This is a genomic window from Planctobacterium sp. AWH2_060 (assembly GCF_056158425.1).
Genome location: NZ_JBSWTG010000001.1, coordinates 3,089,105 through 3,111,226 on the forward strand (window position 1 = coordinate 3,089,105; position 22,122 = coordinate 3,111,226).

General features: G+C 46.2%; 22 protein-coding genes and 1 riboswitch. Of the genes, 13 read left to right on the top strand and 9 right to left on the bottom strand.

The features are described from left to right. Positions 1-44 precede the first annotated feature (44 nt). Positions 45-479: a hypothetical protein gene (locus tag ACXAD8_RS13130; protein ID WP_475229336.1), complete on the bottom strand. Its 435-nt coding sequence runs from the start codon at positions 477-479 to the stop codon at positions 45-47. Between the two features lie 116 nt (positions 480-595). Next, positions 596-1,138, bottom strand: a complete 543-nt coding sequence (locus ACXAD8_RS13135) for a hypothetical protein (protein WP_475229339.1) — start codon at positions 1,136-1,138, stop codon at positions 596-598. 404 nt (positions 1,139-1,542) lie between these two features. On the opposite strand from ACXAD8_RS13135, the gene ACXAD8_RS13140 reads away from it, so the two are divergent. Together ACXAD8_RS13140 and ACXAD8_RS13145 are read left to right on the top strand one after the other, a co-directional pair. Next, the gene (locus ACXAD8_RS13140; protein WP_475229341.1) at positions 1,543-1,785 is read left to right on the top strand and encodes a type II toxin-antitoxin system ParD family antitoxin; all 243 of its coding nucleotides are present in this window, start codon (positions 1,543-1,545) and stop codon (positions 1,783-1,785) included. Then, on the top strand, positions 1,782-2,081 hold the full coding sequence (locus ACXAD8_RS13145) for a type II toxin-antitoxin system RelE/ParE family toxin (RefSeq protein WP_475229344.1): 300 nt from the start codon (positions 1,782-1,784) through the stop codon (positions 2,079-2,081). Before ACXAD8_RS13140 ends, ACXAD8_RS13145 begins: the two co-directional genes overlap by 4 nt. A gap of 75 nt (positions 2,082-2,156) precedes the next feature. Here ACXAD8_RS13145 and ACXAD8_RS13150 read toward each other — a convergent pair whose 3' ends face one another. The 5 genes from ACXAD8_RS13150 to ACXAD8_RS13170 form a co-directional block, all read right to left on the bottom strand. Then, on the bottom strand, positions 2,157-2,381 hold the full coding sequence (locus ACXAD8_RS13150; protein WP_475229346.1) for a BrnA antitoxin family protein: 225 nt from the start codon (positions 2,379-2,381) through the stop codon (positions 2,157-2,159). 1 nt (position 2,382) lies between these two features. Continuing rightward, positions 2,383-2,646, bottom strand: coding sequence for a BrnT family toxin (locus tag ACXAD8_RS13155; protein WP_475229348.1), 264 nt, complete (start codon positions 2,644-2,646; stop codon positions 2,383-2,385). A gap of 145 nt (positions 2,647-2,791) precedes the next feature. Beyond that, positions 2,792-4,231 (bottom strand): aldehyde dehydrogenase family protein, encoded by a 1,440-nt coding sequence (locus ACXAD8_RS13160; protein WP_475229351.1) that lies wholly within the window; start codon positions 4,229-4,231, stop codon positions 2,792-2,794. A gap of 9 nt (positions 4,232-4,240) precedes the next feature. Continuing rightward, complete coding sequence (locus ACXAD8_RS13165) at positions 4,241-5,881, bottom strand: acetolactate synthase large subunit (protein WP_475229353.1); 1,641 nt, start codon at positions 5,879-5,881, stop codon at positions 4,241-4,243. A gap of 256 nt (positions 5,882-6,137) precedes the next feature. Next, the gene (locus ACXAD8_RS13170; protein WP_475229355.1) at positions 6,138-8,168 is read right to left on the bottom strand and encodes a beta-propeller domain-containing protein; all 2,031 of its coding nucleotides are present in this window, start codon (positions 8,166-8,168) and stop codon (positions 6,138-6,140) included. A gap of 187 nt (positions 8,169-8,355) precedes the next feature. Between ACXAD8_RS13170 and ACXAD8_RS13175 the strand changes: the two genes are divergently transcribed. The 4 genes from ACXAD8_RS13175 to ACXAD8_RS13190 are packed head-to-tail and all read left to right on the top strand — an operon-like array spanning position 8,356 to position 11,626. Continuing rightward, positions 8,356-9,294, top strand: a complete 939-nt coding sequence (locus ACXAD8_RS13175) for a MipA/OmpV family protein (protein WP_475229358.1) — start codon at positions 8,356-8,358, stop codon at positions 9,292-9,294. A 46-nt stretch (positions 9,295-9,340) separates the two neighbouring features. Next, positions 9,341-9,673 carry a DUF3019 domain-containing protein gene (locus ACXAD8_RS13180; protein WP_475229361.1) on the top strand — a complete coding sequence of 111 codons (333 nt, stop codon included), beginning with the start codon at positions 9,341-9,343 and terminating at the stop codon, positions 9,671-9,673. A 1-nt stretch (position 9,674) separates the two neighbouring features. Continuing rightward, complete coding sequence (locus ACXAD8_RS13185) at positions 9,675-10,379, top strand: response regulator (RefSeq protein ID WP_475229363.1); 705 nt, start codon at positions 9,675-9,677, stop codon at positions 10,377-10,379. A 20-nt stretch (positions 10,380-10,399) separates the two neighbouring features. Continuing rightward, the gene (locus tag ACXAD8_RS13190) at positions 10,400-11,626 is read left to right on the top strand and encodes an ATP-binding protein (protein WP_475229366.1); all 1,227 of its coding nucleotides are present in this window, start codon (positions 10,400-10,402) and stop codon (positions 11,624-11,626) included. Here ACXAD8_RS13190 and ACXAD8_RS13195 read toward each other — a convergent pair. Further along, entirely contained in the window at positions 11,623-11,994 is a 372-nt protein-coding gene (locus ACXAD8_RS13195; protein WP_475229369.1) for a hypothetical protein, read from the bottom strand. The genes ACXAD8_RS13190 and ACXAD8_RS13195 overlap by 4 nt on opposite strands. Positions 11,995-12,229: 235 nt before the next feature. Between ACXAD8_RS13195 and ccoG the strand changes: the two genes are divergently transcribed. The 7 genes from ccoG to ACXAD8_RS13230 all read left to right on the top strand — a co-directional run bounded on the left by ccoG (position 12,230) and on the right by ACXAD8_RS13230 (position 21,352). Next, positions 12,230-13,756 (top strand): cytochrome c oxidase accessory protein CcoG, encoded by a 1,527-nt coding sequence (gene ccoG, locus ACXAD8_RS13200; RefSeq protein WP_475229371.1) that lies wholly within the window; start codon positions 12,230-12,232, stop codon positions 13,754-13,756. Positions 13,757-14,110: 354 nt separating this feature from the next. Further along, positions 14,111-15,082, top strand: coding sequence for a serine/threonine protein kinase (locus tag ACXAD8_RS13205; RefSeq protein WP_475229373.1), 972 nt, complete (start codon positions 14,111-14,113; stop codon positions 15,080-15,082). Between the two features lie 53 nt (positions 15,083-15,135). Beyond that, a riboswitch (cobalamin riboswitch) is annotated at positions 15,136-15,358 on the top strand. 72 nt (positions 15,359-15,430) lie between these two features. After that, positions 15,431-17,284, top strand: a complete 1,854-nt coding sequence (locus ACXAD8_RS13210; RefSeq protein WP_475229376.1) for a TonB-dependent receptor plug domain-containing protein — start codon at positions 15,431-15,433, stop codon at positions 17,282-17,284. Between the two features lie 94 nt (positions 17,285-17,378). Beyond that, positions 17,379-18,002: a thiol:disulfide interchange protein DsbA/DsbL gene (locus tag ACXAD8_RS13215; protein WP_475229378.1), complete on the top strand. Its 624-nt coding sequence runs from the start codon at positions 17,379-17,381 to the stop codon at positions 18,000-18,002. Between the two features lie 176 nt (positions 18,003-18,178). After that, the gene (locus ACXAD8_RS13220) at positions 18,179-19,174 is read left to right on the top strand and encodes a helix-turn-helix domain-containing protein (protein WP_475229380.1); all 996 of its coding nucleotides are present in this window, start codon (positions 18,179-18,181) and stop codon (positions 19,172-19,174) included. A 93-nt stretch (positions 19,175-19,267) separates the two neighbouring features. Further along, positions 19,268-20,539, top strand: a complete 1,272-nt coding sequence (locus ACXAD8_RS13225) for a serine hydrolase domain-containing protein (protein ID WP_475229383.1) — start codon at positions 19,268-19,270, stop codon at positions 20,537-20,539. Positions 20,540-20,647: 108 nt separating this feature from the next. Then, positions 20,648-21,352: a transposase gene (locus ACXAD8_RS13230; RefSeq protein ID WP_475229385.1), complete on the top strand. Its 705-nt coding sequence runs from the start codon at positions 20,648-20,650 to the stop codon at positions 21,350-21,352. A gap of 10 nt (positions 21,353-21,362) precedes the next feature. On the opposite strand, the gene ACXAD8_RS13235 is transcribed toward ACXAD8_RS13230, so the two are convergent. Beyond that, entirely contained in the window at positions 21,363-22,121 is a 759-nt protein-coding gene (locus ACXAD8_RS13235; RefSeq protein ID WP_475229388.1) for a LytR/AlgR family response regulator transcription factor, read from the bottom strand. Between the last annotated feature and the right edge of the window lies 1 nt (position 22,122).

The window sequence follows — 22,122 nt, forward strand, 5'->3', positions numbered from 1 at the left end:
AGTTAAGCTGGGTGTCGAAGTAATTTTCTTCGTCCTTTTTACCTTTATTCGTTACGCGAATACCCTCTGACATCGTCTAACAGTGATTGAGAGTGCTCTAGTTGTGGCAGGTACTGAAACGAACCGTGACATTGAGAAACGAAGTTTTCAGCAACACTTTCTTTAGGTACATAGACTAAATATTTTTGAGATGGGTACAGTTCTACACCACAATTGCTATAGGTTCTTAGAACTTTGATTGGCTCCGCTGCTCCTTTAAACGATTCAACGGTTATGAATTTTGCTTCAAGATATTTTATTGATCCTGATTTTTGATTGCTATCAGCTTCTCTTATGACTTCAAGCGACTGAACCTCAATTAATAAAACCGCTTTTGAATCAGAAAAAGATTCTTCTACTGACTTTATTTTGCATGAACATGCTAAGCTGGTCGGTGAAAACAGCACGCACAAAATAAATATATACGTCAATTTGTTCATATAGCATCCTAAACGCATAATGAAACAGAAAAAACAGAGGGCCAGACTATCTGAATACACTTAGCGATCGTATGCCAACTGTTTTCAACGATTCTGCCTCCTTGATCGCGGTCAAGCTATTGGAACTTATTCTTGATATTCAATATTGTAGCCTCAGCGTCTGAAGGTAACATCAACATCCATTCATCCTCATGTTTCTTCATTTTTTGCACTGCATCTTTGCTTACCTTTTGACCTTGAAGCTCCACCGTAACAGAATAAGTAACGACTGCGTTTTTTCCATTTATCTTATGACCAATAACTTCAATTTCAGAGGACCTCATGATTTCAACAAGCTGTGGCGCTCCACGAGACATTGAGTCATTTAATCTTCGGTAAGCTTCAATGTTGTCAATTTCACTGAACTCTTCAATGGATGTCATTGAGAAAAGTGGTAGCAACCTAGATTTAGCCATCTCTTTTTTGGTACCAGTAAACGCGTCATTAAAAGTTTTGCGAAACCTCTGAAGTGCTTCTGGATGCATTAAATTTGCAATTTGTGTTGTGTTCCAAATTTTTATGGCGCTTGCATATTCTTCCATCACAGCGTTGATCGCTTCATCTTCTGAAGAAAGGGCATTTGTTGAGAATAATAATATTGCTAGCAAGAACTTTTTCATTTGGATTCCTCCCTGGACTTTTAAATTAACGTCGCATTAGATGGCAAAATTTTGCTAACTATAATGCCAGAGGGACGATGGTCATCCAATGAATATTAGTTCGTATGAAAAAATAGCGAAGCGAAGGCCAGACTAGCTGAAAACGGTCACATTGGGCAGAACCATTTTCAGAAAAGCTTTTATCGGGACACCCATGTTAAATTTTTAAAGTTAAGCTGGGTGTCCACGTAATCTCTTTTACCCCACCCCAACAATTTGCTGACAACAGTTAGCCAGATTGTAGCAACCGTTTTCAACGGCTCTGACCACTTGAACGCGATTGAATTCATGCGGTTGGCATGGGCTCTTGACTTACCATGCAGTGATACCATAATTAGGTATATATTGGTACTTGAAGAATCTTTATGGCTAAAAATACCAGCATCACTCTTGGTGACCATTTTGATAGTTTTGTTGCTAATCAAATTCAAAGTGGTCGATATGGCTCAGCGAGTGAGGTCATTCGCTCGGCTCTTCGCTTACTCGAGACACAGGAAACCAAATTAAACACTCTACGGCAATTACTTGTAACTGGTGAGGAAAGCGGTGTATGTGATTACGACCTTGATGATTTGATAACAGAATTAGACGGTGAGTTAAAAGAGTGAAGCCTTTTAAATTAACGGTGAGCGCTAAAGCCGATTTAAAAGATATCGCTTTGTTTACACAGCGAAAATGGGGCAAAGAGCAGCGTAACCTGTATTTAAAACAATTCGATGAATCCTTTTGGAAGTTGTCGGAAAACCCTGTCCTCGGTAGGCGCTGTGACGAGATAAGAGATGGCTATAGAAAGTTTCCGCAAGGTAGCCACGTAATTTTTTACCAACAAACGGATAGCCAGGAAATCCTGATTATTCGTATTTTGCATAAAAATATGGATGTTAATCCAATTCGCTTTGGGTAAGCAAAGGTCAGACTAGCTGAAAACGGTTACTTTGGGCGAAACATTTTCAGAAACACAACCCCTTTGCTTCCATTGTTAAGGTCTTTTATTCCAAGAAATATCCAATGTCCGGTGCTGGGCTACACAATCTCGGAGATAAAGATTGATTAGACTTTGATAAGGAACACCATTTTCTTCCGCCATTTTTTTAAAGTAAGCAACAACATCCTCACTTAACCTAATAGTGACAGGCTTTTTCAACTTTGATGCGTAAGGATTTTTACGCGATTTCATTTTTGAAAGGTCGTATTCGGTTTTCATTTTAGCCACCCTCGTAATACTTACGCTCTGATTTAGTCGCTTTCCTTGCGGAAATAATTCGTATGAACTCGCCCCCCATGCGCTCACAATGACAAACCAGAAGCAGGTTGGCTTCATTACTGCTACCGAGCAATAGAAATCGTTCCTGATCTAGTTGAGAGTTTCCATCATCATAAAATTGGATTGCGTATTCGTCGGAGAAAACTGATTTAGCCTCTTCGAAACTGACACCATGTTTCTTGATGTTTGATTTGGTTTTAGCCAAATCCCATTCAAACTTAATCCTATGTACATAGGAGAGGTTGTCAATAAAGCAAAAACTTCAAACAAACACGGAGCAGATTCGTGAAAACGGTTGGCTACTATGTGCCAAACGTTTTCAAGAACTCTGACCCCTTGAACGATTTAACTTACTGGGGGGTTCTGATCACCATCAGGCGTAACTCGGTCATATCTTCCATGGCGAATTTCACACCTTCGCGACCCAGTCCGGATTCTTTAACACCGCCATAAGGCATGTTGTCTACCCGCCAACTGGGAACGTCTCCAATCACCACACCGCCCACATCCAGGGTGTCCCAGGCTTTGTGAGCTTTGTACAGGTCCCGAGTGAAAATACCCGCCTGCAAGCCGAACTGACTGTTGTTCACTTCTTCCAAAGCAGCGTCGAAATCATCAAACGAGCTGATGATAGACACAGGACCAAAGGCTTCTTCCGCATTGATATTGCTATCTGTCGGAGCGCCTTCGATAACGGTGGCCTGCAACATAGCACCATCGCGACTACCGCCACACAATACTTTGGCTCCCGCCTCCCGAGCTTCATTGATCCAGCCTTCCAGGCGTTTAGCTTCTGATTCAGAAATCATGGGGCCGATAAAGGTGTCTTCGTTGAGGGGATCACCATGTACCAGGTTACTCACCTTTTCCACATAACGGGTTTTGAATTCCTCATATAAGGAACTGTGCACAATCACCCGCTGTACACTGATGCAGCTCTGGCCAGACTGATAATAGGCGCCGAATATTATGCGCTCAATGGCATCTTCCAGGTCGGCATCTTCATCCACCACACAAGCGGCGTTACCGCCCAGCTCCAATACTACTGGTTTTTTACCGGATTTCGCTTTTAAGTCCCAACCCACACCGGGAGAACCGGTGAAGCTGAGCAACTTAAAGCGATCATCAGTAGTAAACAGGTCTGCGCCATCACGACTGCAGGGTAAAATCGAAAACGCGCCTTCAGGTAAATCCGTTTCCGCCAGAATTTCGCCAATGATAATGGCCCCGATTGGGGTGCGACTGGCAGGCTTTAATACAAACGGACAACCCACCGCGATAGCCGGTGCTACCTTGTGAGCAGTCAGATTTAATGGAAAATTAAAGGGCGAAATAAAGGAACAAGGACCAATAGGCACAGGCTTATACATGCCCTGATAACCTTTCGCTCTGGGGGTAATTTCCAGATTCATTACATGCCCTTCCATGCGCACCGCTTCTTCGGCTGCGATGCGAAAGGTGTCGATCAAACGGGTGACTTCGCCTCTGGCGTCCTTGATGGGCTTTCCTGCTTCGATACAAAGTGCGTAAGCCAATTCTTCAAAGCGCTCCTGGAAGCGTTTAACACAATGGTTGAGTATGTCCTGGCGCTCATAGGGCGTCATTTTGCGCAGTGCTTTTTGACTGGCGTCAGCGGCGGTAATGGCCTTGTCGATAACACTGGCATCGGCCATGGCCACATAGGTGGCGGCCTCACCTGTGTATTTGTTGGTCACCACCAAGTCTTTGTTGGCGTAAACAGCCTTGTTGGCAAGATAATAGGGGTAGTGCTCTGCTAATGCCTGACTCATGAAACCTCCTTAAATTTTGCTGCTCAGTTCTTTGATGGTTTTATTTAACGTCTGGTCATTCAGGCTGTAATCAACCGGTACATCAATCAAATGCACGGCTGGCTCTTCCAGACAATGTTTTAATTGTGGCAATAACTCAGCGGCAGATTCCACGCGCCAGCCTTTACCGCCATAGCTTTCCACGTATTTCACAAAATCCGGGTTGCCATAATCCAAACCAAAATTCTCAAACTCCATATGGGCCTGCTTCCATTTAATCATGCCGTAGGCGTCATCACGTAAGATCAGCACCACGATATGCAGATTCAGTCGCACAGCGGTTTCCAGTTCCTGGGAATTCATCATAAACCCGCCATCACCACACACAGTGATCACCGGTCTGTCCGGATGCACCATTTTTGCCGCCATCGCGGAAGGTAAACCGGCTCCCATGGTGGCCAATGCGTTATCTAACAATAAGGTATTGGGAAAGGCCGCTGGGTAATTGCGGGCAAACCAGATTTTATAAACCCCGTTGTCCAGCGTTACTATGCCATTTTTTGGCATGGCTTCACGTACATCCCGCACAAAACGCTCGGGTAAAATCGGGAAACGGTCGTCATTTTCCGATTCACTGCGGTGTGCCACATAGGCGTTGTGCACCTTGCGGAAAAAGCTGAAATCCCAGGAGTCCTGTTTGCTTATCTGTTCTTTGATCTGCCAGATACTGTTGGCAATATCACCGGTGACTTCCAGTTGCGGGAAGTAAACAGGGTCCACTGACGCTCCGGCAAAGTTCACATGAATTACCTTACTGCCGCCCGGCTTCATAAAAAACGGCGGCTTCTCTACGACATCGTGACCCACATTGATAATCAGATCAGCGGCATTGATGGCTCTGTGCACAAAGTCGCCATCGGATAACGCGGTGTTACCCAAAAACAAGGGACCATGTTCATCCAGTACGCCTTTACCCATTTGTGTGGTGATATAAGGGATGCCAGTTTTATCCACAAACTCGGTGAGCATCTTACTGGTGAGTTTGCGATTCGCACCGGCACCAATCAGCAACACCGGGGATTTGGCCGCTTCGATCATTTCCACGGCGCGATTAATGGCCTTGTATTCAGCGATGGGACGACGAGCAACACTACCACTGATGAGCGGTTGCAGGGTGATTTCTGCCGCAATATCCTCTGGTAATTCAATATGCACGGCTCCGGGACGTTCTTCGTGAGCCAGGCGGAAAGCTTCGCGCACTACCGAGGGGATCCGATCGCCACTGACCACCTGAGTGGTATATTTGGTAATGGGGCGCATCATGTCCACCACATCTATGACCTGAAAGCGCCCTTGCTTGCTGGTTTTTATCGGCTTTTGTCCGGTGATCACCAGCATCGGCATTGCGCCCAGTTGGGCGTAAGCGGCGGGAGTCACCAGGTTGGTAGCGCCGGGTCCCAGGGTTGATAAACAGACACCTACTTTACCGGTTAGTCGCCCGTAGGTGGCTGCCATAAAGCCCGCCCCTTGTTCGTGTCGGGTCAGTATCAGTTTAATTGATGAGTCACGCAGCGATTCCAGTAGATCCAGGTTCTCTTCTCCCGGAATGCCAAAGATATATTCCACCCCCTCGGCTTCAAGGGCTTTCACAAACAAGTCAGATGCTTTCATGTATTCTCCAAAATACTGTTTCAACGTGAGAAACCAACTTTCGCACTTGAGTATAGTAGTTTGGAGACTTAACTGTGGGTTTTAAAGTGATTAAAATGAATGAAACTATTCGTTTTTTTCAATGAATTGACTATTGCACTCTCAGCATACTTTAAGACATCACTTCCATGTGTCGTCTGTACCCAAGGTAATCTTTATTGTGCCGTGTTAATGTTGCAAAAACATAACACGGCAATTTGTTCGAATTAAAATCCGCTTAATAAGGCCCGGTCACGGCGGCATCTTTCGCCCACAGACTGTGCCATACCTGATTACCATGTACGAAGTAGACGTTTTCTCCGTGAATGACACTGCGATCTTCACCACTCCAGACATATTCATAGGGGTCGTTTTCTACCTCCATACGGTTAACCACCTGCATCTCACCAGCGCCGCTTGTAGCATTTACATTCAGCATCAGCAAACTGTTATGCGGCATCCATATTGTGGTAGTTTCAGTCTCATCGCCTCCCTCATCACTGCCTTCTTCCCCGCTGACTTCGGTTTCCAGCCAGGCTTCCAGGGGCATGGCAAACTGATACTGACTACCGTTTTTTAATACCGATAGGGCCTTGTAATCATATTCCACCGGGGTGTAGGTATCTGCAAAGGATACTGTGGAAAGTTCCAGGGGATTCGCAGGATCCGTAGCATCAAACAGGCTGACTTTAACCCCAGTAGTCACCGGAGCTGTTCTGGGTGTTTCTCCGGTGCCCGGAATTTCCACTTCTTCCACGTCCTGGCCCACGCCCAAAACATAACCGTTATCCAGCGGGTGTAAATAGGAAGAGAATCCCGGCACTTCCAGCGCCCCTGCCACAAAAGGCGCTGAGGGTATTGATAAATCAATAACATAAAGCGGGTCGATACGCTCAAAAGTGACGATATAAGCCCTGTCCTGCATAAATCTCACCGCATAAATATCTTCATTGGGTTTGCCGATGGCTTCTGGCTGCGCTTCATTGGGCAATTGCGCCACCAACTCCAGACTATCGGCATTTTGCTGCAAAATGCTCAGTTGATGCTGCGGCCCTTCATCTGTCCATTGACTGGTAACAATGCGGAAATAACCATCTGATTCACTCATACGCAATTGTGGCGTACCATCACGGCCCCATAAATAGCCTGAAACCTCACCAGATGCGGCGTATGCAAACTGCTCGGCCACATCAATCTTATGCACAGACATACCATCTTCGATATGTGCCGCCAGGTACAAGCTCTCAACCGACATATAACTGATATCGGCATAAGTGCTCATACACAGTGACTCGGTATCTTCGGTTTGATTGACATTAATTCGGGTTATGGTGATCAGATTGGCATAACCATCAGCATTAGTGGCTTGCGCCGGAATGTAACAGTCTTCCGGTGCATTCATTTCACTGGCTACACCGTTTATCCTGATATCAGGCATCAGGTCCGCCATAGAGACGGTTTGCAGAAACTCGTAATTTGCGATGCGCTGAGCATCATCTTCTGGATAAGCGTAGGGCAACTCTACATACGGATTATAAGAGCTCACCAGATAGACATAGTTATCAATCCTGCGACTGGCCACCAGCCAGCCATCCAAAGAGATATGGCTGACGATGCTGGCCTCAGCAGGTGCGCTGACATCTAACAGACTGACTTCAACACTATTGCGCCAACCGCCCTCTGGCGCAAAAAAGCTGGTGGAGGCAATATCCATAAGTGTCATAAAAGGATAGCCGCTGGACACCACCGATAACTTATCGTCGTACAAATACATGCCATTGATATTGGCATTTTCAGATTCTATCGCGATGTCATTAACCTGGCTCATACTGAAATCGTCATGACGCTGCATCACCCGCACTGTAGGGTCAGGCATTTCCGTGCCGTTCCATACCGGTTGTGTGGCGATATAGAGAAAGTCGCCATCATATTCAATGCGGTCCGCTTCATCTACACCGGTTTCGGCTGTATTAGTTTGCGAGAAGCCGCGATCTGTTGAGCCTGCATCAAACTCCAGCACCGGCATTGTGGTGGGATTATCAATTACGTCATCAAGACCTGCAGAGCGGCTGTAAATACCATTTTTCAGAAAGCGTTCAAAGGAGTTTGCTCCCGATTTCACCAGCTTACCAGCAATGGGCTGAGCACCATTAATCTCAGGTACTGTGGGTGCAGGGGGCTCAGGTGGTGGAGCAACCACAGTGTCACTGCCCCCACAAGCACTCAATAAAAGAACTGATACGGAAAGAGCCAGGCCAGATTTAATCATAATTCGCTCCTGATATTCTTGATGAGATTAAATAATAAACACAACTGGCAATAATATTATGCCTGTCGTATCGCTAAATCCGTTCAAATCTATTAAGAAATGTGTTTATTTGTAATCGCCTGATGTCGGCTTCTCAGACCTTTGATAAACTGACACTCGAAGTTATTGTTTTTTACGTTGAAATATCATGACCCATAGGTTGCTTTGCCTGAATTTACTATCAAAACAGCTGCTGCTGGCAGTCCTGTTTATGGTGGTTTATAGCAGCGCCAAAGCAAGTGAAACCGAATCATCTTGCAACGCCCCTGATTGCATGACCCAAGGCGAATGGCATCTGGCTGTGGGTCTGGGCATCGGTGTGCGCACCAATCCTTTATACCTCAGCGACAATACGCCCTTGGTGGTCATCCCCGATATCGCCTGGTATGGCGACAACTGGTATCTGGATAACACCGAAGTCGGTTATCAATGGAGCCAACGTGAGCACTTCGCTATGGAAACCTTTGTCACTCTGAATAGTGCCTATGGCGATTTTAAACGCAGTCATATCAGCAATTTCATAATAGACGGCGTGAATATCAGCAACAGTTTTGAAGACAGCACCTCACCCGGTCTCATTCCCGACCAGGGCATTGAAACCATTAACGACAGAACTATGTTGGTTACTCAATTATCCCCGGCTGACGTTGCTGACCGGGATCTGGCCGTCGATGCTGGCATTCGTTTTCACTGGTATTCTGAGCTCAGCGAGTGGAGCTTCAGCGCAGCGCATGATGTCAGCAATGTTTATCAGGGAGCACAATTTAACGTGCAATACCGCCGCTATTGGCAAAGTGGCGACTGGAAGATCACAGGCAATCTCGGACTAACGTGGAAAAGTGCTGATTTGCTGGATTATTATTATGGCATTGACGAACGAGATATTGACAGTGTCTCACTGCACTACTCGGCAGGCTCTGGCTGGTTTCCTCGCATTGGGGTATCTGCCACCAAAAAAATCACCGGCAACTGGCGGTGGTTGTTACACGCCAGTTATAACCACCTACCTTCCGCTATGACCGATAGTCCACTGGTAGATAAAAAATATACAATAACAACATTTGCAGGGGTTACCTATAGGTTCTAGGAACTGGCTATTAAAGTCAGTATTAATTTGGTGGGGACTAATAAGTTTGCCAGTTGAGGCCTCACCAGGTGAGTGGCAGATTGCACCATCGACTTGTTTCACTAACAAGCCGGGCGAGCCTTGTCGTCTTCAAATCAGAGTGACATTACCCGCTAAGCTCAGAAATTCGCAACAAGAAGTGTGCTTCTATTTAAACGAACAATTGCTTAAATGTCTGCGCAGTAACACACCCGAAATGCTGATCCCAGTAACACTCACGGAAAATGCCGAGCTGCAGATCAAAGTGGACGGCAGTAAAAAAGCAGCTAAAAGATTATTGGTTCAAAGTCTGGTGCCCAACAAACGGCGCCGCGTCAAAAGTCCCTGGAGTTTTTTTTGAAATGAACAAAGCGATACTTGTTGAAGATGACGAAAAACTACGAAAACTGACTCAGGAGTTTTTAAACAATAATGGTATCCAAACCCTGGCGCTGGAAAACGGCAGTGAATTGCAAAAACAAATAGCCATTTTCGAGCCTGACCTGGTTATTCTGGACATCATGTTACCGGGTAAAGACGGTTTAACCCTGTGCCGGGAAATACGCAATAGCTTCAGTGGCCCGATCCTGTTTATGACCGCAAAGAGCGATAACTTTGATCAGGTCATTGGCCTGGAAATAGGCGCTGATGATTATATTGTGAAACCCGTAGAGCCAAGACTTTTGCTGGCCAGAATTCACGCTCTGCTGCGTCGAATTGGGCAGTCTACAGAGGTAACCAATACTAAAAACGGTGATAGTCTGAATTTTGGAAAACTGCGTATCGATAAAAAATCCCGTCAAACTATTCTGGACAACGAAATCATTCAACTCACCAGCCACGAGTTCGACATGCTGTGGTTACTCGCCAGCAACGCCTCCAGCGTAGTAGACAGAGATACCCTGTACAACGAAATTATTGGCCGGGAATACGATGGCGTAGACCGCTCTGCGGATGTGCGCATCTCCCGACTCCGTAAAAAACTTAAAGATGATGCCAAAGCACCCTACCGTATTAAAACCATTTGGGGTAAAGGCTTCTTCTTCGTATCAGACGCCTGGGATTAGGCTTTAAAGCGGCGCATCTGGTGTTAAGGATCTTTGTTAGTTTTTATCTATTCATCGTGATTGCTCTGGTAGGGCTTTCTTCTCTGCTTGATAATTTGATCTTCAGGGCAGAGCCGGAAAGCCCTTATTTGGAAAGCCTGGCCCATGCGATTTCATTTATCGACAGTGAACAGGCTCTGGAGCGACTCAGTAAAGATCCACTGTTTTCCGGAACAAAAATCCAAAAACAACAACTGGCCTTAGACGTTGAGCAACAACGGCGATTTCAGCAGCAAGGGTATATATTGTCATACGGAAGTAATGATACCCCTTATATCTATATCGAACTGGATGAACAGCACTATTTACAGGTAAGAGTTAGCCCTGCAGAGCGCGCCCCTAATCAACTGCTTTGGTATCGCATTATCTTTTTTACGCTGTTAGCCATGTTGGTGGCACTCTGGACCTGGCCAATCTGGCGGGACATCAAAAAACTGGAAAAAGCGGCGCGTTCAGTGAAACCGGATGGCTCAATAAACGCCTCGGAACTCAGTGCCTCTTCCAGTCTCAATGTGATTTCAGATGCTTTGGCCAGCTTGAGCCAACAGGTGCGCAACCTGCTCAACAACCAGCGAGAACTTACCAGCGCCGTTGCCCATGAATTCAGAACACCATTGGCTCGACTAAAATTTGCGATGGCGTCACAACCAGACTCGCCACAAAAATGGGCGATGGAAGACGATCTAAACGAGCTAAACAGACTGACTCAGGAAATGTTGGAATTCTCGCAATCGGAACACCATACACCGGAATTGTCTATCGCCGAGATCCCGGTCCAGGATATGGTGCAGGCATTATTAAACGCCTTGCCTCCACACCATATTGAGAAATTGAAAATTGAAAACCAATGTCAGCCTTTACTGCTGAATGCCGATGGCCATTTTGTAGAACGCGCTGTTTTGAATTTGCTCAACAATGCCATCAAATACGCAAGGCAAGACATTCAAATCAGCGCCAGCCTTCATAACATGGACATCCATATCACAGTTGAAGACGATGGTCCGGGTATAGAAGCGGATTTGCGAGATAAAATATTTGATGCCTTTTACCGGCCGGATAAAAGTCGAAACCGGGATAAAGGCGGTGCGGGCTTAGGGCTAGCTACGGTAAAAAGGATTCAACAATGGCACAAAGGAAAAGTGTGGGTAGAAGACAGCAAGTTGGGTGGCGCTAAGTTTGTGCTCAGCTACCCGAGTTCAGAACATTAGCTATTTTTAGCCGGGAAAAGTACTTTACTACTGGCAAATTCAGCACATACCACTTTCAGCGTTTCTCCATAAACGTAAGGGTTTTTGTCATCGCCCTTGCAATAATCGTCACTGAACTTAATCATGCGGGCTTTATTGGTGGTAAGTTCATTCAGGTACTTTTGTTGCCGCTCATTTAGCTTCGCCATATGAGGTTCAAGGTTGGAGCGCAACTCGGATAGCTGCTCACGCTCAGAATAATCCGCCGCATAAACAAACCAACTGGCGACTTCTTCCTGCACATCCTGCAACAGATATTGTGCAAAAGAAGTTTGCAGCACAGCAAACAGCAGCGCTATTTCAATAAATATGATAAATCCACGTTTCATTGCGTTGAATCAAAGCCTGACTTCATTATAAATTTTACTCTATATCGGTGCAGACGCCACTAGCGATTAGTATGAATTTTGATAATCAATTCTCAAATACAGCGTCTGGCATCAGATATTTACCGAAAGGAGTTCAGTTATCACTAATTATGAATCCTTAATAGATATAACGAATTAAAACCAAAATAATTCCATTGAAGTCGCCATGAACAGAGCGCAAGCTGATATAATCTCTATGAACACCACAAACAATTCCCGATCAAAAGCCATGACTGATAAGCCTGTTGATGGACAAGCCGGAACTAAGCCAGATGCCTCTTCGCCGGTGAAGGTAGATCCACAAAACCAAATACCGGTTAAGAACATCTCCCCCATCAAGATCCATAAACCCGATGCTGAAAAGCAGGACAATTACACACCTCGTAGCCATGTTTATGTACGTCAGGTCAAAGGCTCATTAGAAACCTTCCGACGCTTTTTTGGTGGTTTTTTTATTCTGTTATTTGCCGGACTTCCCTGGTTACAGTTTGGCGGTCATCAGGCCATATTGTTTGATTTGGAAGCGCAGCGTTTCCATATTTTTGGCATGACACTTTGGCCTCAGGATCTCACTCTTTTAGCCTGGATATTCATCATTTCGGCCTTCGCGCTGTTTGTTGTTACCACTTTCGCCGGACGGGTCTGGTGTGGTTTTATGTGTCCACAGACAACCTGGACCTATATGTTTATTTGGTTCGAACACAAAATTGAAGGCCCGCGCAATAAACGCATAAAACTGGACGAGCGCGGCATGGATTTTGACAAATTCTGGCGCAAATCCTTAAAGCACTTGTGTTGGTTATTAGTGGCTTTAGTCACTTCACTGACCTTTGTTGGTTATTTTGTGCCAATAGACCGCTTGTTTGCAGAGTTTTTCACCCTGCAAAGCGGCTTTTGGGTATCTTTCTGGGTATTGTTTTTTACTTTTTGCACCTATGGCAACGCCGGCTGGATGCGGGAAATCATGTGTACCCACATCTGCCCCTATGCGCGTTTTCAGTCTGCCATGTTTGACGCAGATACTTTTACCGTGGCTTATGACGCCAAACGCGGTGAAAAACGCGGTCCCCGCAGCCGTAAAATGAGCCAGGTAAAGCTCCAGGAAAAAGGCATGGGTGATTGCATCGACTGCAACCTGTGTGTGCAGGTGTGCCCTACCGGCATCGATATTCGCAACGGCCTGCAATACGAATGTATCAACTGCGGAGCCTGTGTCGATGCCTGTAACGGTGTTATGGATAAAATGGGTTATCAGAAAAATCTCATCAGTTTCACCAGCGAACACCGCCTGCAGGGTAAGTTCACCAAAATACTGCGTCCTAAACTAGTGGGTTACGTGGTGGTACTGAGCGTAATGGTGGGTCTGCTGGCACTGGAAGTTGTCACCCGAGTTCCCCTGGAAGTGGACATTATTCGCGATCGCAATGCCCTGTACCGGGAAACCTTTGATGGCCTGGTAGAGAACGTCTATACCCTAAAAATCCTCAACAAATCACAGCAGGATTATACTTATAAGGTATCGGTGAGTGGGTTGCCTGGCCACAAATTTATTGGTGAGCAGGAAATTACCGTCAGAGGCAGTGAGATATATACCTTACCGGTTAGTGTCGCCATAGACCCATACGAACTAGATGAGCGTGTCACGGATATCAGGATCCGGGTTCAGGCGGTTGAAGATCAAACGATAAAGGTCAGCGAACCCAGCAAATTCCTGTATCGTTAGTTCCGTTACAAGGACTCCGGGGGATTCTCAAGGGGGGCGCAGCCGCTCACCTTGAGGCGCAGTCGGCGCCCCGACAACGATTTCAATCAGATAACAGTGGTTGAATTAGACTGCAGCGCCGAAAAAAGTCTACCTTGTAGCCTGTGGCTAGGTTGAGAGTTTCAAAATCAATAATTTAAGACGTAGTCAAAATAATCAGGTTTTGGCTTCGGTTAGATTAGGCTATGTCCGAGTGTCGTTCAAAAATCGTTCGCTGTCCTGCCCTGATACCGGAGACTGGAGACCGGTTTACATGGACAGTGGCTGCGAATATTTTACAATGGCACTCAGTTTAAGTTTCCAGGATAGCTACATTTGGCACAGTTCAATTTTTCGGGTCTCACTCCAGACCTTATTCTCAATGCAGTAGAAACCACTGGTATATATCCGGTGTCAGGATTGTTGCCCCTGAACAGCTACGAAAACCGGGTATACCAGTTTCTGGCCGAAGATAATCGCCGCTATGTAGTGAAGTTTTATCGGCCGCAGCGCTGGACAGATCAGCAAATTCAGGAAGAGCACGATTTCACCCATGAGCTAACAGAGCATGAAGTCCCAATCTGCGCTCCACTGCGTTTTGACAATGAGAGCCTGCTCAAGTATCAGGATTTTCGCTTTGCCATTTTTCCATCTGTAGGTGGTCGCCAGTTTGAAGTAGACAACCTGGATCAGCTGGAATGGATGGGCCGCTTTATTGGCCGTATTCATCAGGTAGCGGCCCGCACCGGGTTTAGTCATCGCCCGGCGTTAACTCTGCAAAGTCACCTGCTGGAGCCGCGGGAGCAGTTAGCCAACAGCGAACTGGTTCCTGAATCCTTAAAAACGGCCTTTTTTACTATCCTGGATGTGCTTTATCAAAAGGTTCAGGAAACCTACAGCGATACCAACCACATTCGACTACACGGTGATTGCCACCCAGGTAACATCCTGTGGCGGGACGGACCCACCTTTGTGGATATGGATGATTGTCGCAGCGGCCCGGCCATTCAGGATTTGTGGATGATGCTCTCCGGCGATCGCAATAACCAGCTATTGCAGTTGGATACTCTGGTGATGGGCTATGAAGAGTTTTATGAATTCGACACCAATCAACTTAAGCTGATTGAGCCCCTGCGCGCCATGCGCCTGGTGCATTATATGGCCTGGCTGGACAAACGCTGGCAGGACCCGGCCTTTCCACAAGCCTTCCCCTGGTTTGGTAGTGATAAGTACTGGGAGCAACAAATTTTAAGCCTTAAAGAACAGGTAGCGGCACTGGATGAGCCGCCCCTAAAACTCACACCATAAAACCAAAAAGTATAGCTTAATCGCATAAAAACATTACATTTCAACCACTTTAGGTATAATGCCTGCCGTCAGGTGCTTACCCGGATATTCACACGCCGGGTAAGTTAAACGGGAAGTAGGTGCGATCCCTACGCTGCCCCCGCAACGGTTATTAAACAGATAAGCTTTTCAAATACTTATCGGAGTTCATCACACGCCACTGTGTTCAACGGGAAGGCGATGAATTCTGCCTCTGGCTGTTTATAAGCCCGGATACCGGCCTGCCCAGGTTCCTGTAATGACAATCCGCACAGGTAATTACAGGGTTTAGTAAACGCATTCGGGTGGAATGCCAAACGAGAACACACAATGAAAAAGACACCTCTAAGTTTATGCTGTGCCGCTTTGCTCAGCAGCAATACTGCATTTGCAGAATCCGACTCCGATAACTCACTAGAACAAATCAGCGTGGTATCAGCACGACTGGCACAAAATATCAATGAACTGAGCGCCAGCGTTGTGGTATTGGATGAGCAGGATATCACTGCACGCTACCAGCTTTCTCTGGCAGATACCTTGCGTACCGTATCCGGTATCAATGTTTCCAACTCCGGCGGCGCGGGTAAAACCACAGCACTGCGCATCCGCGGCGAAGAAAGCTTCAGAACTCGCCTGTATATTGATGGCGTAGAACTGACAGATCCCACCGCTCCGCAAATAACGCCGGTTTTGGATGATCTGTTGCTCAATAACATCTCACGCATCGAAATATTAAAAGGGCCTCAGGGCTTGGTTTATGGCGCTGACGCCGGTGGCGTGGTTAGTGTCACCACCAGGCACACGACTGAAAACATTGCCGGCAATGTGACAGCAGAAGTGGCAGGATTCGGTACCCGTCAATATGCCGCCTCACTGAATCTGGCCAACGAAACCTCAGGGATTTATCTGGCAGCTTCAGATTTCAGCACCGATGGTATCAATGCTAAGACAGCAGATACTTCCGGCGAAGAAGACCCCTATGACAACACTACCTTGCATTTGCGGGCTAACCATCAATTCACTGAAGCATTGGGCCTACAACTGGTACTCAGAAACTCAGAAGGTGAAACCCAGTATGATGGCTGTTACGACAATGCCACCTTTGCTCTTATCAACCATTGCGTGACTGAAACAGAGCAAACCAGCGCCCGTTTATCTGTGAATTACCATACAGAAAGCGGACAGCATGAGCTGGGATACGCCATTACCGAAGTGGAAAAAGACTTTTTCAACAACGGTGAATACGGTTTTGGCAACGATGGTGAGATCACGCGTCTCGATTACCACGGCTGGTATGATTTTGGCCAGGATACCCTGTCTTTCGGGGTGGATATCAAAGAAGAGCAGGACAACATTGCCGGCAATTCCCGCGACAACAAAGGTTACTTTGTTGAATGGTTGAGCCAGCGCGTAGACAATCTGAATATCAATGTCGGTGTGCGCTACGACGACAACGATACCTTTGGTAGCTTTACCTCATGGCGCGCGGGTTTAAATTACCTGCTGCCATTACAGGCCGAGCAAACGCTGCGCTTCAAGGCAACTGTCGGAACCGGCTTTCGCGCACCGGGCCTGTTCGAGCAAGCCTATAACGATGGTCCATTTGCCTGGGGCGAAGCCGCAGGATTACAGCTTAGTGAAGAAACCAGCAAAGGTTTCGATTTGGGTTTTATCCATCAGCTGAGCAAAACCACCTGGTGGAGTCTGACCTGGTTTGAACAGGAAATTGAAGACGAGATAATGTACGATTCTGTGAGTTTTCAGGGCTACTTACAAGCGTCGGGCACCAGCCAATCTCAAGGCGTCGAACTGGAAGCCGAAACCGCTTTGTTCGAAAACGGCACACTCTGGTTTAACTACACTCACATGGATACCGAAGATAATGCCGGTAATCAACGAGTGCGCCGACCAGAGCAGGTGGCTAACCTGGGTTATCAGCACAGCTTCAATCAGGGTAACACCCGTTGGTCGCTGTTTGCCCACATGGAAAAAGATGCCGTAGATATCGGCAACGTACCACTGAGCAATTATGTTGTATGGAACGCCAACCTGGATTGGGATCTGAATGCAAATTGGCACCTGATGGCCTACATCAATAACCTGTTTGACCGGGAGTATGTAGAGATTAGCGGCTTTAATACCTACAGCCGCCACGCCGGAGTTAAGCTAAGATTAAGTTTCTAAAGTAAATAATCTTAATCTCAGTGCCTGACGGGTTCACTCTGGTGAATCCGTTGTGGTACTCTTTGGCGGATATTAGTAATCAGGTGTTTTGATAATGAAAAAGTTTTTAGGATTGATGTTTGTAACTTGTCTGATGGCATTTAACCTTCAGGCTCAGGAGTTATGGCAAGAAGGCACCCATTATAAAGTGATCGCCGAGGAAGCCTCTGAAGAGAAAAACATCACCGAGTTCTTTTCCTTCTGGTGTCCTCACTGCTACAACTTTGAACCCCTTGTAGCTGAGATGAAGAAGAAAAAAGGCAAGGATGTGAAGTTTGAAAAAGTTCACGTTAACTTCATGGGTTCTGCCGGACCTGATGTGCAGGATGCCGCCACCAAAGCCATGATGGTGGGACGTACTCTGGGTAAAGAGCAGGAAGCCATGATGGCGATTTTCGAACACATTCACAAAGACCGTAAACTGATTGCTGGTGAGCAGGACTTGCAAAAGATCTTTGCGCGAATTGGTGTAACCGAAGACGAATTTAACAAAGCTTATAAGAGCTTTGCGGTCAACGGTCAGTTCAAAAAGAACAACAAAACACTACAGGATTTTCGTCGTCACTTAAGTGGCGTGCCTAACTTTATCGTTAATGGTAAATATCAGGCCACCTTTGCCCGTGGCATGACAGCTGACGATATCGTGGACTTAGTGGTGTGGTTAAGCACTCTGGATTAATCCGATTGTGGAGCAAGGCCAATGCTTTGCTCCAAATCTTCGGATAACCACATCGCAATGAATCCAACAAGCATTGCTTTAACTCCCAATTCCCTCGCTAAAATCGCAACGTGATCTCTCTATCCAGCTGGCAACTCTTTGATGTTATTTTAAGGGCTCTTGCCTGCGGACAATTAGTGGCGATACTTTTTGCACTGCGGCACAACCACCAAGGTGCGGCTTTATTTGCAAAAAGCAGTGTAACCCTCTGTGTTATGGCTTATCTGGCGCTGACGGCACCCATCAGCAATCATCACTATGGCTGGCTTAGGCCACCACTGTTATTGCTAACAGATCTCACTTCATTTGCCTTACTAAATTACTACTGGTTTAGTGTGCACGGTCGCTCTGTCTGGAATGCCATGCATGGCATTTTAAAAATAGTAGCGCTGATTTGGCTGCTCTGTCTGCTGATTCTGTTTTTGGGATTTGGTGGCAATCACTTCCTGCACGATATAAACCATTTCATTGGTTTTGTGGTGCTCAGTGCTATCGTGCTGGACAGTATTCGCGGCTACGAAGATGATCTCAATGAAAACCGCCGGCTGTTGCGTCGCATTATGATCAGCGCCATCAGTGCCTACATGCTGTTGCTCACTTTACTCGAACTCACCGACAGTCAGTTGCGTAACAACCCCCTGTTTAGTATTAGCAATGCGCTTTTGGCACTGACACTGATATCAATATTAAGCTGGCGACTGTTACAAAAACTGATACCTGAAAATCAGCCAGTTCCAACCTCTAATGGTTCAGAAAATAAATCAGGCGTCATTAATGACCAGAAGTCAGATAAACAGTTTTCAGCCAATATCCAGACTTTACAGGAAAAAATGCAGTCTGGTTTTTACAGCCAGCACGATATTAGTGTTGGTAAACTGGCCAGTGAATTGGGTATGCCCGCGCATCAGTTGCGAGTACTGATCAATCAGGAGCTGGGATTTGATAACTTTTCCCAATTCATCAATAGCTACCGCATTCCCGCCGTATGTGAAAAACTGAAAGATCCGGAGCGCATTAAAGACCCTATCCTGACTATTGCACTGGAAACAGGTTACAACTCCATCGCCTCATTTAATCGCACATTTAAACAGCAAACAGGCATGACCCCATCTGAATTTCGCGCTCAATTTTAAAAATGCGCAGCATTATTTTCATTTCTGATAAGACCTGAATTCCCCTAATCCATAAGCTGATGGGCAATTTCATTGCTGTAATCAGGAATCTTTATGCTCAAAAAAATATTATTCGCGCTGATGGCGCTACTGGCGGTCGGCTTATACCTGGCCGAACCCGTGTATCAGTTTTATGCCCACCGAGGAAAAGTAGCCATGCCCTTTTGGGGCTATGTAACTATTCCCAATGAAATACCTACCAGCAGTGAAGTCCACGATGATGAGTATCAAGACGCCGCCCGCAGTGCGTTACAACTGCTGAAAGCCCATCGAGAAAAGATTCAATCACCGGGTATCTCTGCAGCCGTGGCAGTTAAAGGTAAAATACTCTGGACAGGCACCGCAGGATGGGCGGATATTGAAAACGCTCGCCCTTTAACCAGCGACAGTCAGTTTCGCATTGGTAGCACCTCCAAAGCCCTGACCTCCAGTTTATTTGCTCGCATGGTACAAAGCCAAAACCTGACACCTGATACGCCGCTGGGGGAGTTGCAATTAGGCAAGCGCAACCCACACTGGAAAGACATCACCCCAAGACAACTGGCCTCCCACATGGCGGGTCTGCCCCACTACAAAGAAAACACCGAAACCACAGGCCTATACAAAAGTATTGCGCTGAATGGTTCCTATGCTGATGTTATGGATGCAGTCGCGCTTTTTGATGACAGTGCCATGTTGTTCGCTCCCGGTGAGGATTTTAGCTACTCCAGTTATGGCACGGTGCTGCTCAGTGCCGTTTTGCAAGAAACCGGGGAACAGCCTTTTCAAACCCTGATGCACGAAAAGGTGCTGAAGCCTTTGGGTATGGCCAATACGACACCAACCTCACCTGACATTCACGCAGAGCAACAGGCGTCGAATCTGGTCACATTCTACTGGCGAAACGATGAATCAAAACCTAGAGTAAGACCCTGGCGGGAGGTTGACCTCAGTCACCGTCTGGCGGGTGGTGGTTTTATATCAACCCCATCAGACCTGGTGCGACTAGGTAGTGGTTTTATTAACGACAGCTTTATTTCTGCTGACATTCGCGAGCAGTTCTGGACGCCTCAGAAACTTAACAACGGTGAATTCAATGAACAGCACTATGCCCTGGGCTGGCGCGTGCACGAAAGTGATTTAGGTGAGGGTATTGGCAAAGTCAGAATTGCCAATCACGGTGGCGTTTCCAGAGGTTCACAAAGCTGGTTAATGGTTATCCCAAAATACCAAATGGCAATCGCCATAAACATTAACAGCAAAACCGAAAAATTCTGGGATTTCGGCAGCATCTCCTTCCCGTTAGCCCGCGAGTTTATCCTAATTTCAAGGGGTCAGAGTTCTTGAACTTCATGGGGTCGGAGTTCTTGAACCCAAAACCTGTACTTCAGTACAGTTTTTATACTGAGTAACAATTGCCATACTCCCGATATTCTCAATTCAGACAAATAGATTATGGCACGATTTCACAGATTAAATGTTGCGGACTACCCACAACATGTAATGCAACGAGGTAACAACAGACAATCTTGCTTTTTTGAAGATGCTGACCGGGCTTTTTACCTGAAAAAGCTCGGTGAATATGCCGAAAAAACCGAAACCTTGGTACACGCCTTTGTACTAATGAGCAATCATGTGCATTTACTGCTGACACCTACTATTCCGGACGGTGTCAGCAAACTGATGCAATGCCTTGGAAGAAGTTATGTCAGATATTTTAATACTAAGCATCAACGAACCGGAACCTTGTGGGAAGGGCGCTTTAAATCGTCTTTAATACAATCAAGCCAATATCTGTTACAAGTCTATCGTTATATTGAACTCAACCCGGTCAGAGCGAATATGGTTGCTCATCCCATGCATTATCGGTGGTCCAGCCATCATTACAACGCAGCAAATAAAACGACATCATTGCTGACTCCGCATTCTGAATACATTGAGCTAGGTAAAACCCCGGAAGCGAGAAAGTCTCAATATCGCAAACTATTTACTTATGATTTAAAAGATGAGGTGGTCGATTTGATTAGTGAGCATCTCATCAAGGCTAAAGTACTGGGTGACAAACCGTTTAAAAGTACGATGTCTCAAAAACTCAATAAATCAATTGAGCCGCTAAACCACGGTGGGGACAGGCGTTCAAAAACATTTCAAGAACTCTGACCCCTTGAATTTAGTTTTCGACGAAGGACAGGACTTTGTGTTTGTTGGCTCGGGATACGGTGAGCTCCAGGCCATTGCGCAGTTTGACTTTGTAGTCGCCGCGCTCGTTGGGTAATAATTCGCTGATGTAAGAAATTCGCACGATAGAGGAGCGGTGCACGCGAATAAATTCTTTTGGGTTGAGTTGGTTTTCAATGCCATTCATGGCTTCGCGATGCAGGTATTGCTGACCGTTGTTCAGATGGATTTCCACATAATTTCCGGCTCCCAGAATGTAATTTACATCACTGACATTCACCAATCGGATGCGTTTTAAGTCTTTGATAACTATCCGACTTTTGAAACGCTGTTCGCGCTCTTCTTGCATGGCGTCGAACAACTCGCCAAGCTCACTGTAATTAATGCGCTGCGCTTGTTTTTGGCACTGCAGTTTTGCCCGTTCAAAAGCCTTTTCAAAACGCATGTCATCAAAGGGTTTGAGCAAATAATCAATGGCATTTAATTCAAAGGCGCTGATGGCATATTGATCGTAGGCAGTCACAAATACCACCACACATTGCTCACCGATTTCTTTGGCCACTTCCAGGCCAGATTTACCGGGCATTTCAATATCTAAAAACACCAGGTCAGGTTGTATTTCCCGAAACATAGTAAGAGCCTGAGAGCCATTACTGGCCACCGCGATATCGGTTATTTCCTGGCGGTTTTGTAGCAATACCTGCAGGTTTTGCTGCGATAGCTGCTCATCATCCACAATTAAAACTTTCATA

Bases quoted from the DNA above. Each gene is read 5' to 3' on its own strand.
- ACXAD8_RS13235 (WP_475229388.1), bottom strand. From the start codon at position 22,121: ATGAAAGTTTTAATTGTGGATGATGAGCAGCTATCGCAGCAAAACCTG.
- ACXAD8_RS13215 (WP_475229378.1), top strand. From the start codon at position 17,379: ATGAAAAAGTTTTTAGGATTGATGTTTGTAACTTGTCTGATGGCATTT.
- ACXAD8_RS13210 (WP_475229376.1), top strand. From the start codon at position 15,431: ATGAAAAAGACACCTCTAAGTTTATGCTGTGCCGCTTTGCTCAGCAGC.
- ACXAD8_RS13225 (WP_475229383.1), top strand. From the start codon at position 19,268: ATGCTCAAAAAAATATTATTCGCGCTGATGGCGCTACTGGCGGTCGGC.
- ACXAD8_RS13170 (WP_475229355.1), bottom strand. From the start codon at position 8,168: ATGATTAAATCTGGCCTGGCTCTTTCCGTATCAGTTCTTTTATTGAGT.
- ACXAD8_RS13230 (WP_475229385.1), top strand. From the start codon at position 20,648: ATGGCACGATTTCACAGATTAAATGTTGCGGACTACCCACAACATGTA.
- ACXAD8_RS13185 (WP_475229363.1), top strand. From the start codon at position 9,675: ATGAACAAAGCGATACTTGTTGAAGATGACGAAAAACTACGAAAACTG.
- ccoG (WP_475229371.1), top strand. From the start codon at position 12,230: ATGAACACCACAAACAATTCCCGATCAAAAGCCATGACTGATAAGCCT.
- ACXAD8_RS13175 (WP_475229358.1), top strand. From the start codon at position 8,356: ATGACCCATAGGTTGCTTTGCCTGAATTTACTATCAAAACAGCTGCTG.
- ACXAD8_RS13130 (WP_475229336.1), bottom strand. From the start codon at position 479: ATGAACAAATTGACGTATATATTTATTTTGTGCGTGCTGTTTTCACCG.
- ACXAD8_RS13140 (WP_475229341.1), top strand. From the start codon at position 1,543: ATGGCTAAAAATACCAGCATCACTCTTGGTGACCATTTTGATAGTTTT.
- ACXAD8_RS13160 (WP_475229351.1), bottom strand. From the start codon at position 4,231: ATGAGTCAGGCATTAGCAGAGCACTACCCCTATTATCTTGCCAACAAG.
- ACXAD8_RS13135 (WP_475229339.1), bottom strand. From the start codon at position 1,138: ATGAAAAAGTTCTTGCTAGCAATATTATTATTCTCAACAAATGCCCTT.
- ACXAD8_RS13150 (WP_475229346.1), bottom strand. From the start codon at position 2,381: ATGAAAACCGAATACGACCTTTCAAAAATGAAATCGCGTAAAAATCCT.
- ACXAD8_RS13165 (WP_475229353.1), bottom strand. From the start codon at position 5,881: ATGAAAGCATCTGACTTGTTTGTGAAAGCCCTTGAAGCCGAGGGGGTG.
- ACXAD8_RS13195 (WP_475229369.1), bottom strand. From the start codon at position 11,994: ATGAAACGTGGATTTATCATATTTATTGAAATAGCGCTGCTGTTTGCT.